The following is an 18,223-nucleotide window of genomic DNA, read 5'->3' on the forward strand; positions in this document are numbered from 1 at the left end:
CGCCGCGACGATCGCCGAGCCGATCACTACGCGCGCAAACCATTTGTAATCCGCAGGCACGACATACCAGGGCGCGTACCGCGTCGACGTATGCCGGACGATGTCCTGGTACACCGCCTGGTAGCGCGGCCACAGCGCGCGTTCGGTGATGTCGCCCATCGAGAACTTCCAGTTCTTGGAAGGCTCCTCGAGGCGCTCGAGGAACCGCTGGCGCTGCTCCTCCTTGGACACGTTGAGGAAGAATTTCAGGATCACGGTGCCGTTGCGCGAGAGATAGCGTTCGACGGCGGAGATATCCTCGAACCGCTCCTGCCAGATATTCTTGGTGACCAGCCGCGGCGGCAGCTTCTCCTTCTGCAGGATTTCCGGATGCACGCGCGTGACCAGGCATTCCTCGTAATGTGAGCGATTGAAGATTCCGATATGGCCGCGCGGCGGCAGCGCGATCATGTTGCGCCACAGGAAATCATGGTCGAGCTCGGTGCTGGTCGGCTGCTTGAAGGCATGGACGTCACAGCCCTGCGGATTGATGCCCTCGAAGATCGCCTTGATCGCGCTGTCCTTGCCCGCGGCGTCCATGCCCTGGAAGATCAGCAGCAATGACCAGCGGTCCTGCGCGTAGAGCTTTTCCTGGAAATCGACGAGGCGCTTCTTGTTGGCGTCGAGGATGACCTGCGCCTTCTCCTTGTCCAGCCGGCCCTTCTCGTCGGTCTTGTGGTCCTTCAGGTGAAACTTGCCCGAGCCGTCATGGCGGAACGGCGTGATGAATTCGTCAAGTTCGGCGGCGAGCGATTTGGGCTTCTTGTTCATGAGCTCGGGGAGACCTTGCGTTGCGGCTTCAAGCGGTCGAGCACGCTACCAAGGATGCCCTTGGGAAGGAATATGATGAAGAGAACCAGCAGCAGCCCGTAGACGAGATTATCCCAGCCGACCGCCTTGGTTCCAAAGCCGATGCGCAGGGTTTCGGCGAGCAGGATGGTGATGATGGCGCCGATCGTCGGCCCGAGCGACACATAGAGACCGCCGACGATGGCAGCGAACACCATCTGCAGCGACACCGAGATGCCGCTCACCGTGTCGGGGGTGATGAACATCTGGTACTGGCAGTAGATCGCGCCCGCCAGCGCCGTCATCAGCGCGCTGATCAGCGTGATCTTCAGCTTTTCCGCGGTGACGTCGACGCCCGCGGCGGCGGCAGCATCCTCGTCCTCCGAGATCGCCTCCAGCGCGTAGCGGCTCATGCTGCGGTCGACCCAGTGCCAGACCACGATGCCGAAAAGCCAGGTTCCGAGCGCGATCAGATACCAGGTGGTCTTGTCGTCGAATTGCAGCGCCAGCCATCTGTTGGTGGCGGCGCGATTGGGCGTGTAGCCGAGCGAGCCGCCGGTCCAGTCGCGCGTGGCGGTGATGACCTGCAGCACGATGCCGGACAGCGCCAGCGTCACCAGCACGAAATAGTGCCCGGTGATGCGGAAGCGGAAGCAGGGATAGCCGACGATCAGCGCCAGCACGCCGGCCGTCACCATGCTGATGGGAATGCCGATCCATGGCGACAGGCCGACATGGTTCCACAGCAGCGCCGTGACATAGGCGCCGATCCCCATGAAGCCGCCATGGCCGAGCGAAACCAGCCCGAACCGCCCCATCATGGACCAGGACGTATAGGCGAACGACCAGATCAGGATCAGCACCAGGATGTGCAGGTGATAGGGATCGCGATAGACGAAGGGCAGCGCGACGAGCGCCGCCAGCCCGACGATCCAGGCTGCATACCGTCCCTGCCCCGTCATGACCGCCTCGCGAACAGGCCCGCGGGCCGGATGAACATCATCAGGATGAAGAAGCCGAAGGCGAGCACGTAGCCCCATTCGAGATCGGAGAACAGGCCGCCGAGCGAGATGATCTCGGCGAAGACGAAGGCCGCGACGAAGCCGCCGATGAAATTGCCGAGCCCCCCGAGCACGCAGATCAAGAAGGTGATCGGCCCGAACGACAGGCCGACGAAGGGATGCACGTCATATTGCAGCACGAGCAGGCAGGCAGCGAGCCCTGCGAGCGCGCCGCCGAGCGCCGACGTGATGATGTAGAGCTTTTTGGTGTCGACGCCCATCAGCGCCATGATCTGCCGGTCCTGCGAGATGGCGCGGATCGCGATGCCGGTGAAGGTGCGGGTCATGAACAGGTAGACCGCGACCATGCCGACCAGCGCCGCGAGGAACGACAACAGCCGCGCATAGGAAAAGTTCATCTCGCCGAAGGCGAGCACGGGCAGGCGGATGCCGAGATTGCGGAAGTCGATGCCGAAGGCGACGGTGGCAAAGCTCTGCAGCACGAACAGCACGCCGCCGGTCGCGAGCAACTGGTTGATCGGCGGCGCGGTCAGAAGCGGCGCGATCACGAGGAAATGCAGCAATCCGCCGAGGGCCGCGACGAGCAGGATGGTCAGCGGCGCGGCAATGAAATAGCTGATGCCGTAATACTGGACCAGGAAGTACATCGCGTACATGCCGATCATGACAAGCTCAGCGTAGCAGATCCAGGTCACGTCGATCACGCCGAAGATCAGGTTCAGCCCGAGCGCGAGCAGCGCCAGCACGCCGCCGAGCAGGATGCCGTTGATCACGGCCTCCAGCAGATAGATGTCGAAGATGTCGAGAAATCCCTGCATGTCCCCTCACACCCCGAGATAGGCTTCCTTCACCGTGTCGCTCGCCAGCATCTCGGACGAGGTGCCGGAGGCGCGGATACTGCCGGCCTCGATCAGATAGGCGCGGTCCACCACGCGCAGCACCTGCTGCACGTTCTGCTCGACGATCAGCACGGTCAGGCCGCTTGCCCTGATCCGCTTCACGAGCTCGAAGACCTGCTGCACAACGACCGGCGCGAGCCCCGCCGAGGGTTCGTCGAGCAGCAGCAGTTTTGGGTCCGACATCATCGCGCGGCCGATCGCGCACATCTGCTGCTCGCCGCCGGACATGGTGCCGGCCATCTGGTGGCGGCGTTCCTTCAGGCGCGGAAACAGGTCGAACACGATCTCGAGCCGCTCGGCATATTTGGCGCGCGCCTCCGGCATGAAGGCGCCCATCTTGAGATTGTCGTCGACCGACAGGCGCGGAAACAGCCGGCGGTTCTCCGGCACATGCGCGATCCCCATGCCGACGATGCGGTGCGCGGGCGTCGCCACGACATCGACGCCCTCCATGCGGATCGATCCGCGCGTCGGGCGGATCAGGCCGGAGATCACGCGCATCAGGGTGGTCTTGCCGGCACCATTGGGGCCGATGACACCGACCGCCTCGCCCGCCTTCACGTCGAGACTGACGTCGAACAGCGCCTGAAAGCTGCCATAGCCGGCATCGACGGATCGAAGCTCCAGCATGGCGCTAGCCTCCGGCACGGCGGCGCGCTTCGGCGGCCGCGGCTTGCGTGGTCTCGGCGTCGGTCCCGAGATAGACCTCGATCACCCGCGGGTCGGAGGCGACCGCGCTCGGCAGGCCTTCCGAAATCTTCTCGCCGTGATCGAGCACCATCACCCGGTCGACCACGCGCATCAGCACGCCCATGATGTGCTCGACCCAGATGATGGTGATGCCGAGATCGTCGCGGATCTTGCGCAGCATGTCGGCGGCCTGGTCCATCTCGTGCTCGTCGAGCCCGCCGAGGCTTTCGTCGGCCAGCAGCAGCTTTGGCCCCGTCGCCAGCGCTTTCGCCAGTTCCAGCTTCTTCAGTCCGGCCGCGCCGAGGCCGTCGACGCTGGCATGGCGATCGGTCGGAAGGCCGACCATGGCGAGCGCGCGCTCGGCCGACTCCTCGGCCTTGGCGCGGCTGTGCCGGCCCTGGCCGTAGAAACCGGCCAGCGCCACGTTCTCGAAAATGGTCAGCCGGCGGAACGGGCGCGGAATCTGGAAGGTGCGTCCGATGCCGCCATTGATGATGCGGTGAGGCGCGAGCCCGCCGATCTCGGATCCGGCGAACAGGATCGATCCCGCCGTCGGCGGAAGCGTGCCGGAGAGCATGTTGAAGATCGTGCTCTTGCCCGACCCGTTCGGGCCGATCAGGCCGAGGATCTCGCCCTGCTCGACCCTAAACGAGACGTTGTTGACGGCGGTGAAGCCGCCAAAACGCTTCACCAGCCCGCTGACCTCCAGCACCGCTTTTTGCTCCGCGCTACTGGTTCGAGTAGGTGGTGCCCTTCGGCAGGGGCAGCACGGCCTCGCGCTGCGCCTGGCTCTTCGGCCACACCACATAGGATTTGTCGTCGACGTATTGGATGACGACGGGGAACGAGCGCTCGTTCTGGCCCGCCATCGGCTGGCCCTCGCCGTAGAACTTGACGCCGAAGCCGAGCATCGTTCCGCCCTCGGGCAGATCGACCTCGAGCGCGGCCTTGCGCAGCGCATCGGGATCGACGCCGCCATACTTCTTGATCGCACGCGGCAACACTTCCGTCATGAAGACATAGGTGTTCGAGGCCGCCATGCCGACATGCGCCGAGCGGATGGCCACCCCCGGCTTCACCTTGTCGAACTCCTCGCCGACCATCTTGATGACCGGCGGCAGCTTTGCATCCATGGACTTCTGGTTGGCAAGCCAGATCGAGATCGGGTCGGTGTTGAAGACGTAGTTGATGTCGGCGCCCATGCCCTCCTTCAGCTTCTCGTACACGCCGTAGCCGGCGCCGTGGCCGACGAGGGCGCCGAACTTCAAGCCCTGCTCGCGCGCCTGGCGCAGCAACAGCGTGATGTCGGGGTTGTATCCGGTGTGAAAGACGACGTCGGGCTTGGCGCGCTTCAGCTTGGTCACCAGGGCGGAGAGGTCCGGCGCGGTCGCGGAATAGCCTTCCTTCAGGACGACGTTGAAGCCGGCCTTCTTGGCACCGGCCTCGTTGCCCTTGGAGACGTCGACGCCATAGGCACCGTCTTCGTGGATGATCGCCACCCGCAGATCCTTCAGCTCCTTGCCGAACTTCTCCTTGGAGTTCTGCGCGATGAAGTCCATCGTCATCATGCCGAACTGGTCGCCGCTCGCCTGCGGGCGGAAGATGTATTTGTAGTTCTTGTCCGCCAGCACGGCCGACGAAATGCAGGTGGTGATCCACATGAACTTCTTCGCCTGCTCGACGCGGGCCGCCACCGGCACGCATTGCGCCGAGGAGAAGAAGCCGAGCAGCATGTCGACCTTCTCCTGCTCGATCAGCCGCACCGCCTCATTGATGGCGATGTCAGGCTTGCTTTGCGCGTCGGCATAGATCGCCTCGATCTTGTAGCCCTCGACGCCGGTCTTGGCATACTGGTCGAGCATGATCTTGGCGCCGATATATTGCAGCTCCGAGCCGCCGCCGGCGAGCGGCCCGGTCAGATCATAGATGACGCCGATCTTGAGTTTCTTCTCCTGAGCCTCGGCCGACACAGCCAAGCCCGTCGCGGCGACCGCGACCATCAGCCCACACAGCAAGCGGGCAGCCTTGCGCAAGCGCATCCGTACCTCCCTCGACCATTGTGCATTGCATTCTTGTTGCTTTTCTTTTTTGCCCATCACATGGGGTGCGGGAAGCGATGTCAAGCCGAATAGAGTCGCGCCCTCGCGCGCGGCGTCAGATCGAGGCGAATTGCTGCTCGATGAAGGTCGCGATGTAACGCGGCATGGTCGGCGTGAGATCGTTCAATCCGCGCACCAGATGGATGCCCGAGAGCTCAGGCTCGTCCTGCGCCGCCAGATTTGCCTCGATCCGCGCGCGGATGGCATCAGCAGGCATGTCCACGTCGATGATCCGGATCAATGCGATTGCGGCTGAAGTCACGATGCAGTGCCAGTGCGGCTCGGCGCGGTAGTCGGTCGCAACCAGCCCGGTCTCCTCCTCGATCTCCCGCACCACGCTGCCGGGAATGTCGAGACGGCCATCCCTGACGTCATCGGGATCGGGCGTGCCGGCCGGGAAATAGATGCGACCGGCATTCGCGGTGTGCTCACCCATGACGCCCATGACGAAGGCGCCGTCGCTCGCGCGCAAGGCGCCCATGCCAAAGCCGTTGAACACGGCCTTGTCGGGAAAGCCCCAGTCGCGCCAGGCGAGGAAACTCGCGAAATCGGTTTCGAAATAGGTGGCTGAAAGATGATCGCCGGAGAAGGCGGCATCGCGCCCGAGCAGGATCCGACCGTTCCAGAGTTTTGGCCGCTCGCGCTGCTTCTCGGCGAAATACGCCGCGATGTCGGCGCGCCGTTCCTCGGCGAACGGCCACGCCATTGTCTTCACGGCGAGGTCGAGCGTCGTGACACGATGAATCGTCGGCGATGTCATGCGGCCTTGGGTATCACGCCTTCATGCCATTTGCCTGACGCATTATTTGGCACTTCCCGTGGTCTTCTTGGCCTGCTCGACGAACTTGTTGGTAAAAGTCTTGCTGACGTCGATCTTGGCGGCGGCAACTTCGGGCGAACCGACGCTGAACACGGCGAGCACGGCATCCGCACCCTTCGGGTCCATCTTGCCGGTCGTCGAGAACATCGGGATCGTGTTCTTCAGCGCGGCGAGATAGAGGTCCTTGTTCTTGCCGACCATCTCGTCCGGCATCTTGGCCATGATCTCTTCCGGCGTGTGCGAGTGGATCCAGGCCAGCGTGTTGACGATGGCATTGGTGAGCCCCTGCGTTTCCTTCTCGTGACCGTTGATCCAGGCCACGGTCGAATAGAGTGCGCCGCCCGGATATTCGCCGCCGAACGTTTCGAGCGTGTCCTTCTGCGTGCGGGTGTCGCTGAGGATGCGCAAATCCTTGTGGCTGCCCTGCAGCACGGTGACGGACGGGTCGAGCATCACGGCCGCATCGATCTGGCCCTGCTCCATCGCGGCCACCGCGGTCGCGCCGAGGCCGACGCCGATCACGGCAGTGCCGGCGGGATCGAGCCCGTTCTTCTTCAGGAGAAACTTGAGGAAGAAGTCGGTCGACGAGCCCGGCGCGCTGACGCCGACCTTCTTGCCGGCGAGATCCTTGATCGACTTGATCTCGCCCGTGTGCGAGGGCGACACGACCAGCACGAGGCCGGGATAGCGGTCGTAGACCACGAAAGCCTGCAGCTCCTGCTTCTTGGCCGCGAGGTTGACGCAATGGTCGAAATAGCCGGAGACCACGTCGGCGCTGCCGCCGAGCACGGCCTTGAGCGCATCGGAGCCACCCTTGAGGTCGACCAGCTCGGCGCTGATGCCGGCCTTCTCATATTCGCCGAGCTGCTTGGCCAGCACGGTGGGCAGGTAGCACAGGCAGGCGCCGCCGCCGACGGCGATGGTGACCTTGCTTTGCGCTGCGGCGAAACCGCTGGTGAGGGTGAGCGCGAGCAGCGCGCCCGCGAGCCTGGCTATCGTGTTCTTCATTGGTTTCCTCCGTTCGGCTGGCGGCACCATAGAGGAGCCGACCGGGCTTGAGAAGCCGCGCCCGGGACCCTGTTCATCCGCCTTTCGACGCAACCGTCTGGCTCGGCGACAAGGAAATCACCGCGAAACCGGGCGACCTCGTCGTGATCGCCAAGGCACGGCAGCGGCAATCTCCGCGCGCGCCGATGTGCGAGCCCGTTCGTGGCTTTCGCGCTAGATCTGGCGCGCCTGCTTCCTTATCTCATTCGCGATCGGCTTGAGAATGTCAGTCGGAAGCTGGCCGACGAGGGTATAGCCCAGGCTGCCATCTGCCCAAGCGAAGCCGGCGACGCCGCCGGTCGATTGCGGCATCATCGGCGCATCCGGACTACCGCTGCTCATCGGGCGCGTCAGCACGACGAGGCGGTCGCCGCGATCGTCGTCATACATGAACATCGCGGCCGGACCGTGCGACGTGGCGACCAGGCGCCCACCCATCAGCCTATAGCCGGAGACGGCGAGGTCCGGCACCTTGACCGGCTGTTTCAGCCGGTTGGAGACCCATTGCGTGAGCTCGGCGCTGTCGGCTGCGCGAATCTCGACCGGCCGCACGCGGTCCGGTGCGTAGACGCCATAAGTGTAGGCCGCCTCCTGCGCCAACGCGGACAGCCCGTTCGGACTATCCTGCAATGCGCTGCGCATGGTCCATCCGCCAAGACCGCCGATGCCGAGAAGCAGCATCGCAGCGATCGCTCCCCACGCCCGCAGGGGACGCCGCTTCCGGCTCTCGATGATGTGAGACAAGTTCAATTCTGCCGGTATTGGCTCGTCGGCGACCGACGCAAGCGCGCCACGCAACTGTTCGCGCTGGGTGATGAAGGCCGCGACGCGGCCGGCAATATCCGGATGCTCCTCCAGATAGGACGCGACCTCCGCGCGACGCTCGGGCTCGAGCGCCTGGTCCACATAAGCGTGGAGATCGTCTTCCGTGATCGGCCGCTGGTTCATTTCAAGCTCCGCAATGCGACGACATTCCCCGGCCCAACGCCATCCATCTCCTGCTGCAGCCGCTCCCGCGCACGCGACAAGCGCGACATCACGGTGCCAACCGGAATCTTGAGAACCTCCGCAGCATCCGCGTAGGAAAGATCCTCCACCGCAACGAGCAACAACACGGCCCGCTGCTCTTCCGGCAGTCGCGCAAGCTTGCTCAGGACATCCTGATAGATCAGCCTGTGCTCCTGCGCCGCAGCGCTGACGAGCTCCTGCTCGCCCGCATCGTCGATCGGCATATGCCTGCCCCGCGCTGTCGCCTGGCGAAATTGCGTGACCGCCAGATTGTGTAGGATGGTGAACAGCCAGGCGCGCACGCTGCCGTCGCGCCGCTGATGCCAGCGGCTGACGGCACGCTCCAGGCAATCCTGGACCAGGTCGTCCGCGCCTGCCCGATCGCGCACGAGAGCACGCGCATAACGGCGGAGCGCGGGGATCAGCGGCTCGACTTGAACCAGCATGTCCTTCATGGCCCGTTCCGCCGTCTCCCCGTTGCCGTCCGGCCCAACGTCATCGCGCCTCGATCTGGACCGCCTCGCCGGGCATGGCCGGGTCGCCGGACGCTATCACCAGATACCGCTTGGCGGCAGCCGCGGCAGACTGGTCGACGATCTGCCGAATCGGGCCGGCCGCGTTGACGATGGCGGATCCAGCCGGGTTGGTCATGAACGTCGCCAATGGCTGCAACGGGCCGCTTCCGTCACCATGGTCCGCCAGCGCAAGGACATATTTCTGCCTGGGCTGAAGCCCCGTCACCGAAGCCTGCAAGACCTGAATCAGGCCCTGATCGAACAGCGACACACTGGTCGGCGCCTTGCCGTCCTTTGCACCGCCCTTCGACACGAGCGCCAGATGAGCGACCTGTCCGGCAAGGCCGAGGGCCTGCAGGTTCTGTCGGTCATCCGGGTCGGGTGCAGCGTTCGGAACATAGGCGATCGCCTGCGGCGCCTGGCCGACCGGAACGTTCCCGACCACCTTATTGGTGGCCGTATCGATCACCGCGAGCGCGTCGGCGTTCTCCAACCCGACATAGATGCGTGTGCCGTCGCCGGACGGCCAGACGCCGTGCGGCAGATTGCCGACCGGAATCGTCGCGACCTGCGAGAAGTCGTCGGTGCGGAACACCTTCACTTCGTTCGAACCGCCAACGGTGACATAAGCGAATGTTCCCTTTGCGGTGTGCGCGAAGTTGACGTGATTTGTGATCGGACCGGTTTCGATCGTCTTGATCGCATTGAACGGCGGTCGCGCATTGAACACCTGTGTCCGGCCCACATCCTTGAGCGTGAACCACACCTGGTTTCCGTCTGGCGTCGCCGCGATGTTCGGGCAGAACGGGCTCTCCTGCTTCACCGTGGCAATAATCTTGTGCTCGGCAACCGCCACCACGTCGGTTTCAGGATTGAAGGACGAGCAGATGTAACCAAACTTGCCGTCGGGTGAGAAAATTTGCATACCCGGCCCGTTCGGGGTCGTGATGCGGGTTTTCTCCTTGAAGCTCGTCGGGTCGATGACGGAGATGTAGTTTTCGCCGCGGACGGTGACCCACACTTCCTTGCCGTCCGGCGTGAAGAACGCCTCGTGCGGCGACCTCCCGACATAGGTCACGTGCTTGACCGCGTTGGTTGCGGTGTCGATGAAGCTCACGGAGTTCGAACCGATCGATACCACGGCGAGCGTCCTGTGATCGGGTGAGAAGCCCAGGCCGTGCACGAGCACCTGGCCCTTGTAGAGCGGGCTGAAATTTCCAGGCTGGGGGTCGCCCAGCCGGATCACGCCGAGCAGCTTGTTATCCACGGGATCGGTGACCGAAACCGTATTCGAGAACTGTTCTGCGGCGTAGACGCGGTCGTGACGGCTGATCGGGATGTCCGGGGCCGACAGCGCGCCCGGCGCCTGTCCCGCCCACGCGGCCGATCCGGTTGCAAGCATCGTGGCGGCCAGGAGAATGCTTTTCCCGAACCTGCTTTTCGATCTGGTCATGTCTTGGCTCCTAGTTCTTCATTTCGGCGGGCATATCCATTGGAATGGCCGGATGACGATGGTGAACGGTGGCAACTGGAACGGACGTGGGCTGCGTCGGAGCAGGCGCGGTGTCGGTGACCGGCTCGCCGATGGCGAGCTTCATGGCCGCGATCTCCTGCATCTGATCCACGATGATTTCCTGGGCGATACGCCGAAGCTGCTCGTTCTTGCCGTAACGCAATTCGGCCGCCGCCATGTCGATCGCACCTCGATGATGCGGAATCATCATCGCGGCGAAGTCGCGATCGACGTCGCCACTCGGTTTGACCGACATGTCATTCATCATCCTGGTCATGGCGGCATCGTTTTCTTGCAGGAAGGCGTTCTCCTCGGCACTGAGGGCGGCCGGCGCAGCCGCCGGATGGCTTTCATGCGCGAACACGAGAGGAGGCACCGCGAATGCGACGAGGATTCGCACAGCAAGGAATGCCATGCCGAGGCCGGACCTCGGCCATCGACATCTGCCTGCGAACGCGGCGGCGACGCGGCGAAACCGTGACGGATGCATTCTGAACTCCCCATGCAGGTGTTTGCATGGGGGTTTGACGCGTGGGCGCGGGTTCTATTCCGGCGGGACGATCACATAAACGTCAACGGGCCGGCGAGGCAGCTTGGTCACCTCGGCCCCTCCACGGTCGGCCGCCATACCAGCAGCCGGCGCTCGACCAGCGTCACGCCAAAATCGATCAGGATGACGAAGGCCGACAGCACGAACATGCCGGCGAACACACCGGCGACGTCAAAGATGCCCTCGGCCTGCTGGATCAGATACCCGAGGCCGGCGGCGGAGCCGAGATATTCGCCGACGACGGCACCAACCACGGCAAAGCCGACGGAGGTGTGGAGCGACGAGAACATCCAGGACAGCGCCGACGGAAAATAGACGTGGCGCGTCAACTGCCCCTCGCTCATGCCGAGCATGCGGCCGTTGTCGAGCACGGTGCGGCTGACCTCCTTGACGCCCTGGTAGACGTTGAAGAACACGATGAAGAACACCAAGGTCACGCCGAGCGCGACCTTCGACCAGATGCCGAGCCCGAGCCACAGCGCGAAGATCGGCGCGAGCACGACGCGCGGAAGCGCATTGACCATCTTGATGTAAGGGTCGAACACGGCGGCGACACGCGGCTGTCGCGCGAACCAGAAGCCGACCAGTGCGCCGCCGACCGAGCCGATGACGAAGGCGAGCACGGATTCCACGAGCGTGATGCCGAGATGCTTCCAGATCACGCCGGTCGAGAACCATTTGACGATCTGGCTGAACACGTCGGCCGGATTGGAGAAGAAGAACGGCGGCAGCAGGATCTTTCCGAACACCGGAACGGTCGAGAGCACCTGCCACAGCACGATCCCGACCACGGCGACCAGCACCTGCAACGACAACAGCGTGACGCGCGACATCAGACCGCCTCCGCCGCTTGGGTGGACTGGGCATAACCCTTCATCACCTCGTCCTTGAGCACGCCCCAGATCTCGCGATGCAGCGCATGGAACTCCTTGTCCAGCCGTACCTCAAAAATGTCGCGGGGGCGCGGCAACGTCACGCGCCAGTCGCCGATGATGCGCGAGGACGGCCCCGCCGACATGATCACGACGCGGTCGGCGAGCGCGATCGCCTCCTCCAGATCATGGGTCACGAACAGCACCGCCTTGCGATCGGCATTCCAGAGGTCGAGCAGCAGATTGCCCATCACCTGCCGCGTCTGGGCATCGAGCGGGCCGAACGGCTCGTCCATCAGCAATATCTTGGGATCGCGGATCAGCACCTGCGCCAGCGCCACGCGTTTGCGCTGACCACCCGACAACATGTGCGGATAGCGGCCCGCGAAGGCGCCGAGGCCGACCGAGGTCAGCCACGTCTGCGCGCGAGCCAGGGCTTCGGTCCGCGGCGTGCCCTTGATCTCCAGCCCGATCGCGACATTGTCGATCGCCGTCTTCCACGGGAACAGCGCGTCGGCCTGGAACAGATAGCCGGCATCCCTGTTGAGGCCCGTCAGCGGCCGGTCGAACACGGTGACGTTGCCGGCGGCCGGCTTGAGCAGCCCCGCCGCGACATTGAGCAGCGTCGATTTTCCGCAGCCGGTCGGGCCGACAATGGCGACGAACTCGCCCGGTGCGACCGTCAGCCGGGCCTTCTCGACCGCCGTATAGACCCGGTCGTCGCCCAGCCGGAACGCAACCGTCGTATCCTCCAGCGCCACCGCCGTGGGCGTCGTCATGCCTGTCCTCCCCGAAACTCGGGGGATGCCTTAGCCTCTTGCGACGGCAAGTTCAATCGAGCGGGTAAACGTGGTACGCATGCATGACGTCGCGCTCTTACCCTCCCCTGGAGGGGGAGGGTCGGCTCACATTGAGCGCAGCGAAATGTGAGACGGGGTGGGGTGACAGTCTCTCCATTGAGACGGTGCCAGCGTGGAGAGGTCACCCCACCCCGCTTCGCATTCCGCTTCGCTACATGCGAAGCGACCCTCCCCCTCCAGGGGAGGGTAAGAAAGAGCGAGCCCGCACCCGATGCCATCCACGCCCATGATCGGCTATGCGCATGTCGCCAAGACGTTTGGCCGCGTCGCGGCGGTGGACGACGTCTCGCTCGACATTGCCGAGGGCGAGTTTCTGGCTGTTGTCGGCGGCTCCGGATCGGGCAAGACGACGCTGTTGCGGCTCGCCAACCGGCTGATCGAGGTGGACAGCGGCACCATCACGGTCGAAGGCGAGGACGTCAGCCGCATCGACCCGGTCGCGCTGCGGCGCCGCATCGGCTACGTCTTCCAGAGCGGCGGGCTGTTCCCGCATCTGAGCGTCGCCGACAATATCGGCATCACGCCAAAGCTGCTGGGCGCCCCGGTGGGCGACATCGCCGCACGCGTCGACGAGCTGCTGGATCTCGTCCGGCTCGACCGCAGCGAACATCGCGACCGCCTGCCCGCGGCCCTCTCCGGCGGACAGCGCCAGCGCGTCGGCGTGGCGCGGGCGCTCGCCGCACGCCCGCGCATCGTGCTGATGGACGAGCCCTTTGGCGCGCTCGATCCCCTCACCCGCGATGCGCTCGGGGACGACTATCGCGAGCTGCACCGCAAGCTCGGGCTCACGTCCGTCATGATCACCCATGACATGACGGAAGCGATTTTGCTCGCCGACCGCATCGCCGTGATGCGCACCGGCAAATTGCTGGCCCAGGGCACGCCGGCGCAACTCGCCGCGAGCAGCGATGCCTATGTGCTCGAGCTGTTGCGCACGCCTCGGCGGCAGGTCGAACGGCTGAACGAACGCCTGCCGCTGGGTGGCGCGGCATGAGCCTGTTGTCCGATCCGCGCTGGGGCGAGGCGCTGTCCCACCTGCCCGACTATCTCGGCAACCACGTCCGGGTCAGCCTTGCCGCGCTCGCGCTCGGCCTCATCATCAGCCTGCCGCTCGCGATCCTCTGCCGCAACCGTCCCGTGGCGCGCAGCGTGCTGCTGGCATTCGCGAGCATCGTGCAGACGGTGCCGGGACTGGCGCTGCTCGCGCTGTTCTATCCGCTGCTGCTGCTCGCGGCATCCGTGACGCTGTCCTGGTTCGGCGTCTCGTTCTCGGCCTTCGGTTTTCTGCCCGCGATGCTGGCGCTGGCGCTCTATTCCATGCTGCCGGTGCTGCGCAACGGCATCACCGGGTTGAACGGCATCGATCCCGCACTGATCGAGGCCGCCCAGGGCGTCGGCATGACCGAGCGGCAGTCGCTCACCATGGTCGAGCTGCCCTTGGCGCTGCCGGTGATGATGGCGGGCATCCGCACCGCCGCGGTGTGGGTGATCGGCACCGCGACGCTGTCGACGCCGATCGGGCAGACCAGCCTCGGCAATTACATCTTTGCGGGGCTCCAGACCCAGAACTGGGTGTTCGTGCTGTTCGGCTGTCTCGCGTCCGCCGTGCTGGCGCTGCTGGTCGATCAACTGCTCGGCCTGATCGAGACCGGCCTGCGCCAGCGCAGCCGCGCGCGCACCGCGATCGGCGGTCTCGGCATCGCGGCGCTGGTCGCCGCGACGCTGGTGCCGTCACTGGCGCGGACGTCGGCGAGCTATGTCGTCGGCGCAAAGACCTTTGCCGAGCAATATGTGCTGTCGTCGCTCATTCGGGACCGGATGCAGGAGGCCGGACTCTCCGCAACGGCACGGTCCGGCCTCGGCTCGAGCGTGATCTTCGAGGCCTTGAAGGCCGGCGACATCGATCTCTATGTCGACTATTCCGGCACGCTTTGGGCCAACCAGCTGCACCGCACCGACATCAAGCCGCGCGCGGAATTGGTTGCCGAACTCAAGACCACGCTCGCCAAGGAAAAGATCACGCTGCTCGGCGAGCTCGGTTTTGAGAACGCCTATGCGCTGGTGATGCCGCGGAAGCGTGCGGAGGCGCTCGGCATCCGCACCATTGCGGATCTCGCGGCGCATACGTCGACAATGTCGATCGCAGGCGACTACGAGTTCTTCTCGCGGCCGGAATGGGCGGCGCTGCAAAAGGCCTATGGCCTTGCCTTCCGCGCCCAACGCCAGATGCAGCCCGATTTCATGTATGCGGCCGTCGCCTCGAACGAGGTCGACGTCATCGCCGGCTACACCAGCGACGGACTGATCGCGAAATACGACCTCGTCGCACTCGAGGATCCCAGGAACGCGATCCCGCCCTATGACGCGATCCTGCTGCTTGCGCCCAAGCGCGCCGATGACGAACGATTGCAGGCCGCGCTAAAGCCGCTGCTCGGCAAGATCGACATCGCCACCATGCGCGAGGCCAATCTGCGCGCCAGCGGCAACGACGCGAACTCGTCGCCGGACGCGGTGGCGAAATGGCTGCGGGAGCGGATCGGCGCCGGCGGTGCGGGAAAATGACGGAATCTGCTGGAATAGGCTGCCGGCAGCGCGTTTTGAGCGGCATTTGACGTCTGCTGCAACGCTTCGGCCACAGCTTGCGATGATGACAATATACACCTGATTTGCCCGACGGGTCAAGCACTATTTCGAAAAATCCGCAGTCGCGTCCCCGGCGGTTTTCTACTGTGCATGGGGTTGTTTTCAACCGATATTTGCCAACGGTCAGGCGAAAGCCGTCGCCAGGAACGCCGCAAGGACGGCACCGATCAGCGCATATTTCACGACGTAGTACACCCGCCTGTTCCACGCCTTCATGCGCTTGCCGACGAGGCGCACCTGGTAGGCATAGGCGAAGATGCGATTGATCCAGCCGACGCGCTCGCCTTCGACGTTCTGCGTTGCACTTTCCCGAATGATGTGATCGGAGAACCAGCGATTGACCGCGGTCATCGCCTTGCTCTTGAGCGGCCGCTCAATGTCGCAGAACAGGATCAGGCGGTCGTCGCTCGTGGTGTTCTCTGCATAATGCAGATAGGTCTCGTCGAACAGCAGCGCCTCGCCATCGCGCCAGTTATAGGGATCGCCGTCGATGAAGATGCGGCACTCTCCGGGCGATCTCGGCACCTGGAGGCCGAGGTGATAGCGGATCGAACCGGCGAAGGGATCGCGATGCTGCACGAGCCTGCCGCCGGGCGGCAGGTTGGTGAACATCGCGCCCTTGATGTTCGGGATCGAGCTCAGAAGCGCGACCGTCTTTGGACAGTTCGCGAGCGCCGACGGGAGCGGCTCGTCGTACCATTTCAGGTAGAAGCGCTTCCAGCCGGTGCGGAAGAAGGAGTTGAAGCCCCAATCATTGTACTTGTCGGCGGCCTTGATCTGACCCTGCTGGAACAGTTGCAATGCCTCGTCGCGGATCGTCTGCCAATTGTCGCCAAGCACCTTCATCTCGGGGAACGAGGTCTCCTCGAGGATCGGCCGGTTGGGCACCGCCGAGAACATGTACATCAGCACGTTGTAGGGCGCCATCAGCGTCGAATGATCGGAAAGCTGGCGCCAGAAGCCAAGCCGCACCTTTCCGCGAAAGTGCACGGCAAGCGTCGAGCCGATGAGAGCCCACAGAACGAGAAATTGCGGCGACAGCAGGCGCATGACCATCGCAAAAAATCCACAAGACAGCAGAAATGCTGAAAGATTAGCAGGAATGCGCCGGGTCGCTCAACCCTCGATGAATACCGCTAGAGCCCGCGGATCATGCCAGCCTCAATCAGGAGGCGGTTCAGGCGCCGCGCCTCGGCGCCGTCCTTGCAGGCGTAGAACAGGCCCTTGCAGCGCAGCATGATGTCCTTCTGTGCGGCGAAGGACGGATCGAGCGGGACGCCGGCGGCTTCCTGGATCACCAGCGGCAGATACGCGGCGTCGATCGTGTCCATGACAGCTTCGCTCTTGACCGGCTCGAAGTTGATGGCGTCGATCGCGTAATAGGTCGCGTAGAGACGCGGATCGTAGTCGTCCAGCTTCTTGCCGAGCGCACCCTCGTCCAATCCAGGCTCGAGGATTTGCGGCGCGAATTCCGGCTGGTGGTCGCCATAGCGCACGATCAGGAACGGCTCGCCCGGAAATTTCTTCTTCAGGCCGGCGATGAAGGCCTTGTATTGCTCGGCACTCATCGCCTGCCGGCGCAGATATTCGTCGATCGAGGCCACGTTGCCCGGCGCGCGCCAGTTTGGCGTCAACTCGGGGCGGAAGCGCGTCTCCCAGGGGAAATGATTGGCTCCGAGATAGATGAAGCTGAACAGCGGCTTGTTCGGCGTACGCTCACCCATGAGCTGGAGCGCCTTGTCGTAGAAGAAAGAGTCGGGCTCGACGTCCTTGGCGCCGAGATCCTTGGCGTCGTAGAAGTGCTGAATGCCGGTCGAGAGCTGGAAGCTGCGCGCGCTCATGAAGGCGCCGTAAGCGGGATACAGCGACATGGTGTCGTAGCCGCAGCGCCGCAACGCCAGCGGCAATCCGCGCTCGACGCGGCCCGACGCAATGCGAGTCACGAAATAGGCAAAGCGGCCAAACGAGCGCGACGAAAGGCCGGCGAGCACGTTGTATTCGGTGAACCAGCTCGGCCCGCCATTGCTCTCGGCGAGAAACGTGCGCTGCCTGCCGTCATAGGATTTGAAATGGTCGCCATAGCCCGCCGGCACCTTGATGCCATCGGCTGCGCGGATGTCGAAACTGGATTCATCATGGACCATGATGATGTTCGGCCGCCGTCCGGCCGCATGGCAGGAATCGACCAGCGGCATGTTCAGCCGCTCGCTATTCGCCGCAGCCGACTCCATGAACCCGTAGCGCATGAAGTCGGACACCGCGGTCACGCCGGAGCGGAAGAATTTTGAGAGATAGCCGTCGTCGTAATAGCCGCGCCAGGCCTCGTCGGGATGGCCGATGGAATAGCCGACCAGCGCCGCGAGGCAGGCGAGCTTGCAGGCGAGTGCCGGCACGCGGCGGATACGGAACGGGTCGAGCCACCACAGCGCATACATCAACGGCAGGATGACCAGCGCCGCCACGATCACCGACCAGCGCAGGTTCGGGAAGATCGTGAACAGGAAGGCGACAGTGTCGCGGTCGATCATCATCAGATCGATGAAGTTGACCGTCATCTGGACAACGTCGTGCTTGAGCCGCGACAGCAGCACCAGCACCACGACCATGGTCAGCGACAGCGCCCCCGACAGCGCGGGACGGCGCAGCAGCGCGAGCCAGAAGAAATTGAGCATGCCCCAGGACAGGATGAAGCCGAGGCGCGAGCCAAAGTCGTTCTCCGTCTGCACCATCAGCGCGAGTGCTGCGAGCTGCGGCGCCGCAACGGCAAGCAGGCGCCAGATCCCGATCGCGGCGACGCTTGCCAGCGCGGCGGTGGCGGCAGAGGGACCTGGGTTGGGCGCGGACGCCATCGACTGCA

The 18,223-nt window shown here is 64.2% G+C and carries 17 protein-coding genes and 1 pseudogene; 2 read left to right on the forward strand and 16 right to left on the reverse strand.

What is annotated here, in order from left to right; translation table 11 throughout:
* The 14 genes and pseudogenes from C2U70_RS13315 to C2U70_RS13380 form a co-directional block, all read right to left on the reverse strand.
* On the reverse strand, positions 1–810 hold an 810-nt coding region (locus C2U70_RS13315), incomplete at its 3' end, for a polyphosphate kinase 2 family protein (RefSeq protein WP_140978478.1).
* Positions 773–1,790 (reverse strand): annotated as a pseudogene (locus C2U70_RS13320) (branched-chain amino acid ABC transporter permease). The gene C2U70_RS13315 and the pseudogene C2U70_RS13320, both read right to left, overlap by 38 nt.
* Positions 1,787–2,668: a branched-chain amino acid ABC transporter permease gene (locus tag C2U70_RS13325; protein ID WP_140978480.1), complete on the reverse strand. Its 882-nt coding sequence runs from the start codon at positions 2,666–2,668 to the stop codon at positions 1,787–1,789. Before C2U70_RS13325 ends, C2U70_RS13320 begins: the two are co-directional and overlap by 4 nt.
* A 6-nt stretch (positions 2,669–2,674) precedes the next feature.
* The gene (locus C2U70_RS13330; RefSeq protein ID WP_140978481.1) at positions 2,675–3,379 is read right to left on the reverse strand and encodes an ABC transporter ATP-binding protein; all 705 of its coding nucleotides are present in this window, start codon (positions 3,377–3,379) and stop codon (positions 2,675–2,677) included.
* A 4-nt stretch (positions 3,380–3,383) separates the two neighbouring features.
* Positions 3,384–4,151, reverse strand: a complete 768-nt coding sequence (locus tag C2U70_RS13335) for an ABC transporter ATP-binding protein (RefSeq protein WP_186294231.1) — start codon at positions 4,149–4,151, stop codon at positions 3,384–3,386.
* A 16-nt stretch (positions 4,152–4,167) separates the two neighbouring features.
* Positions 4,168–5,478 carry an ABC transporter substrate-binding protein gene (locus C2U70_RS13340; RefSeq protein ID WP_140978482.1) on the reverse strand — a complete coding sequence of 437 codons (1,311 nt, stop codon included), beginning with the start codon at positions 5,476–5,478 and terminating at the stop codon, positions 4,168–4,170.
* A gap of 115 nt (positions 5,479–5,593) precedes the next feature.
* Entirely contained in the window at positions 5,594–6,298 is a 705-nt protein-coding gene (locus C2U70_RS13345; RefSeq protein ID WP_140978483.1) for an NUDIX hydrolase, read from the reverse strand.
* A 42-nt stretch (positions 6,299–6,340) separates the two neighbouring features.
* Positions 6,341–7,366 (reverse strand): ABC transporter substrate-binding protein, encoded by a 1,026-nt coding sequence (locus C2U70_RS13350; protein ID WP_186294232.1) that lies wholly within the window; start codon positions 7,364–7,366, stop codon positions 6,341–6,343.
* Positions 7,367–7,579: 213 nt separating this feature from the next.
* Positions 7,580–8,353, reverse strand: a complete 774-nt coding sequence (locus C2U70_RS13355; RefSeq protein WP_140978485.1) for an anti-sigma factor family protein — start codon at positions 8,351–8,353, stop codon at positions 7,580–7,582.
* The gene (locus tag C2U70_RS13360; RefSeq protein WP_140978486.1) at positions 8,350–8,868 is read right to left on the reverse strand and encodes a sigma-70 family RNA polymerase sigma factor; all 519 of its coding nucleotides are present in this window, start codon (positions 8,866–8,868) and stop codon (positions 8,350–8,352) included. Before C2U70_RS13360 ends, C2U70_RS13355 begins: the two co-directional genes overlap by 4 nt.
* A gap of 40 nt (positions 8,869–8,908) precedes the next feature.
* Positions 8,909–10,381 (reverse strand): YncE family protein, encoded by a 1,473-nt coding sequence (locus tag C2U70_RS13365; RefSeq protein ID WP_140978487.1) that lies wholly within the window; start codon positions 10,379–10,381, stop codon positions 8,909–8,911.
* A 10-nt stretch (positions 10,382–10,391) separates the two neighbouring features.
* Positions 10,392–10,856 carry a DUF305 domain-containing protein gene (locus C2U70_RS13370; RefSeq protein ID WP_246666746.1) on the reverse strand — a complete coding sequence of 155 codons (465 nt, stop codon included), beginning with the start codon at positions 10,854–10,856 and terminating at the stop codon, positions 10,392–10,394.
* 182 nt (positions 10,857–11,038) lie between these two features.
* The gene (locus tag C2U70_RS13375) at positions 11,039–11,824 is read right to left on the reverse strand and encodes an ABC transporter permease (RefSeq protein ID WP_140978489.1); all 786 of its coding nucleotides are present in this window, start codon (positions 11,822–11,824) and stop codon (positions 11,039–11,041) included.
* Complete coding sequence (locus C2U70_RS13380; protein WP_140978490.1) at positions 11,824–12,642, reverse strand: ABC transporter ATP-binding protein; 819 nt, start codon at positions 12,640–12,642, stop codon at positions 11,824–11,826. The genes C2U70_RS13375 and C2U70_RS13380 overlap by 1 nt, the downstream gene beginning before the upstream one ends.
* Positions 12,643–12,934: 292 nt before the next feature.
* Here C2U70_RS13380 and C2U70_RS13385 point away from each other — a divergent pair, with 292 nt between their 5' ends.
* Together C2U70_RS13385 and C2U70_RS13390 are read left to right on the forward strand one after the other, a co-directional pair.
* Positions 12,935–13,717, forward strand: coding sequence for an ATP-binding cassette domain-containing protein (locus C2U70_RS13385; RefSeq protein ID WP_140978491.1), 783 nt, complete (start codon positions 12,935–12,937; stop codon positions 13,715–13,717).
* Positions 13,714–15,285 carry a glycine betaine ABC transporter substrate-binding protein gene (locus tag C2U70_RS13390; protein WP_140978492.1) on the forward strand — a complete coding sequence of 524 codons (1,572 nt, stop codon included), beginning with the start codon at positions 13,714–13,716 and terminating at the stop codon, positions 15,283–15,285. The genes C2U70_RS13385 and C2U70_RS13390 overlap by 4 nt, the downstream gene beginning before the upstream one ends.
* A 204-nt stretch (positions 15,286–15,489) precedes the next feature.
* Here C2U70_RS13390 and C2U70_RS13395 read toward each other — a convergent pair whose 3' ends face one another.
* Positions 15,490–16,422, reverse strand: a complete 933-nt coding sequence (locus C2U70_RS13395; RefSeq protein WP_140978493.1) for an aspartyl/asparaginyl beta-hydroxylase domain-containing protein — start codon at positions 16,420–16,422, stop codon at positions 15,490–15,492.
* A gap of 80 nt (positions 16,423–16,502) precedes the next feature.
* Positions 16,503–18,215 carry a sulfatase-like hydrolase/transferase gene (locus C2U70_RS13400; protein ID WP_140978494.1) on the reverse strand — a complete coding sequence of 571 codons (1,713 nt, stop codon included), beginning with the start codon at positions 18,213–18,215 and terminating at the stop codon, positions 16,503–16,505.
* Positions 18,216–18,223: the final 8 nt, after the last annotated feature.

The sequence above is a fragment of the Bradyrhizobium guangdongense genome (assembly GCF_006483445.1).
Lineage (GTDB): Bacteria > Pseudomonadota > Alphaproteobacteria > Rhizobiales > Xanthobacteraceae > Bradyrhizobium > Bradyrhizobium guangdongense_A.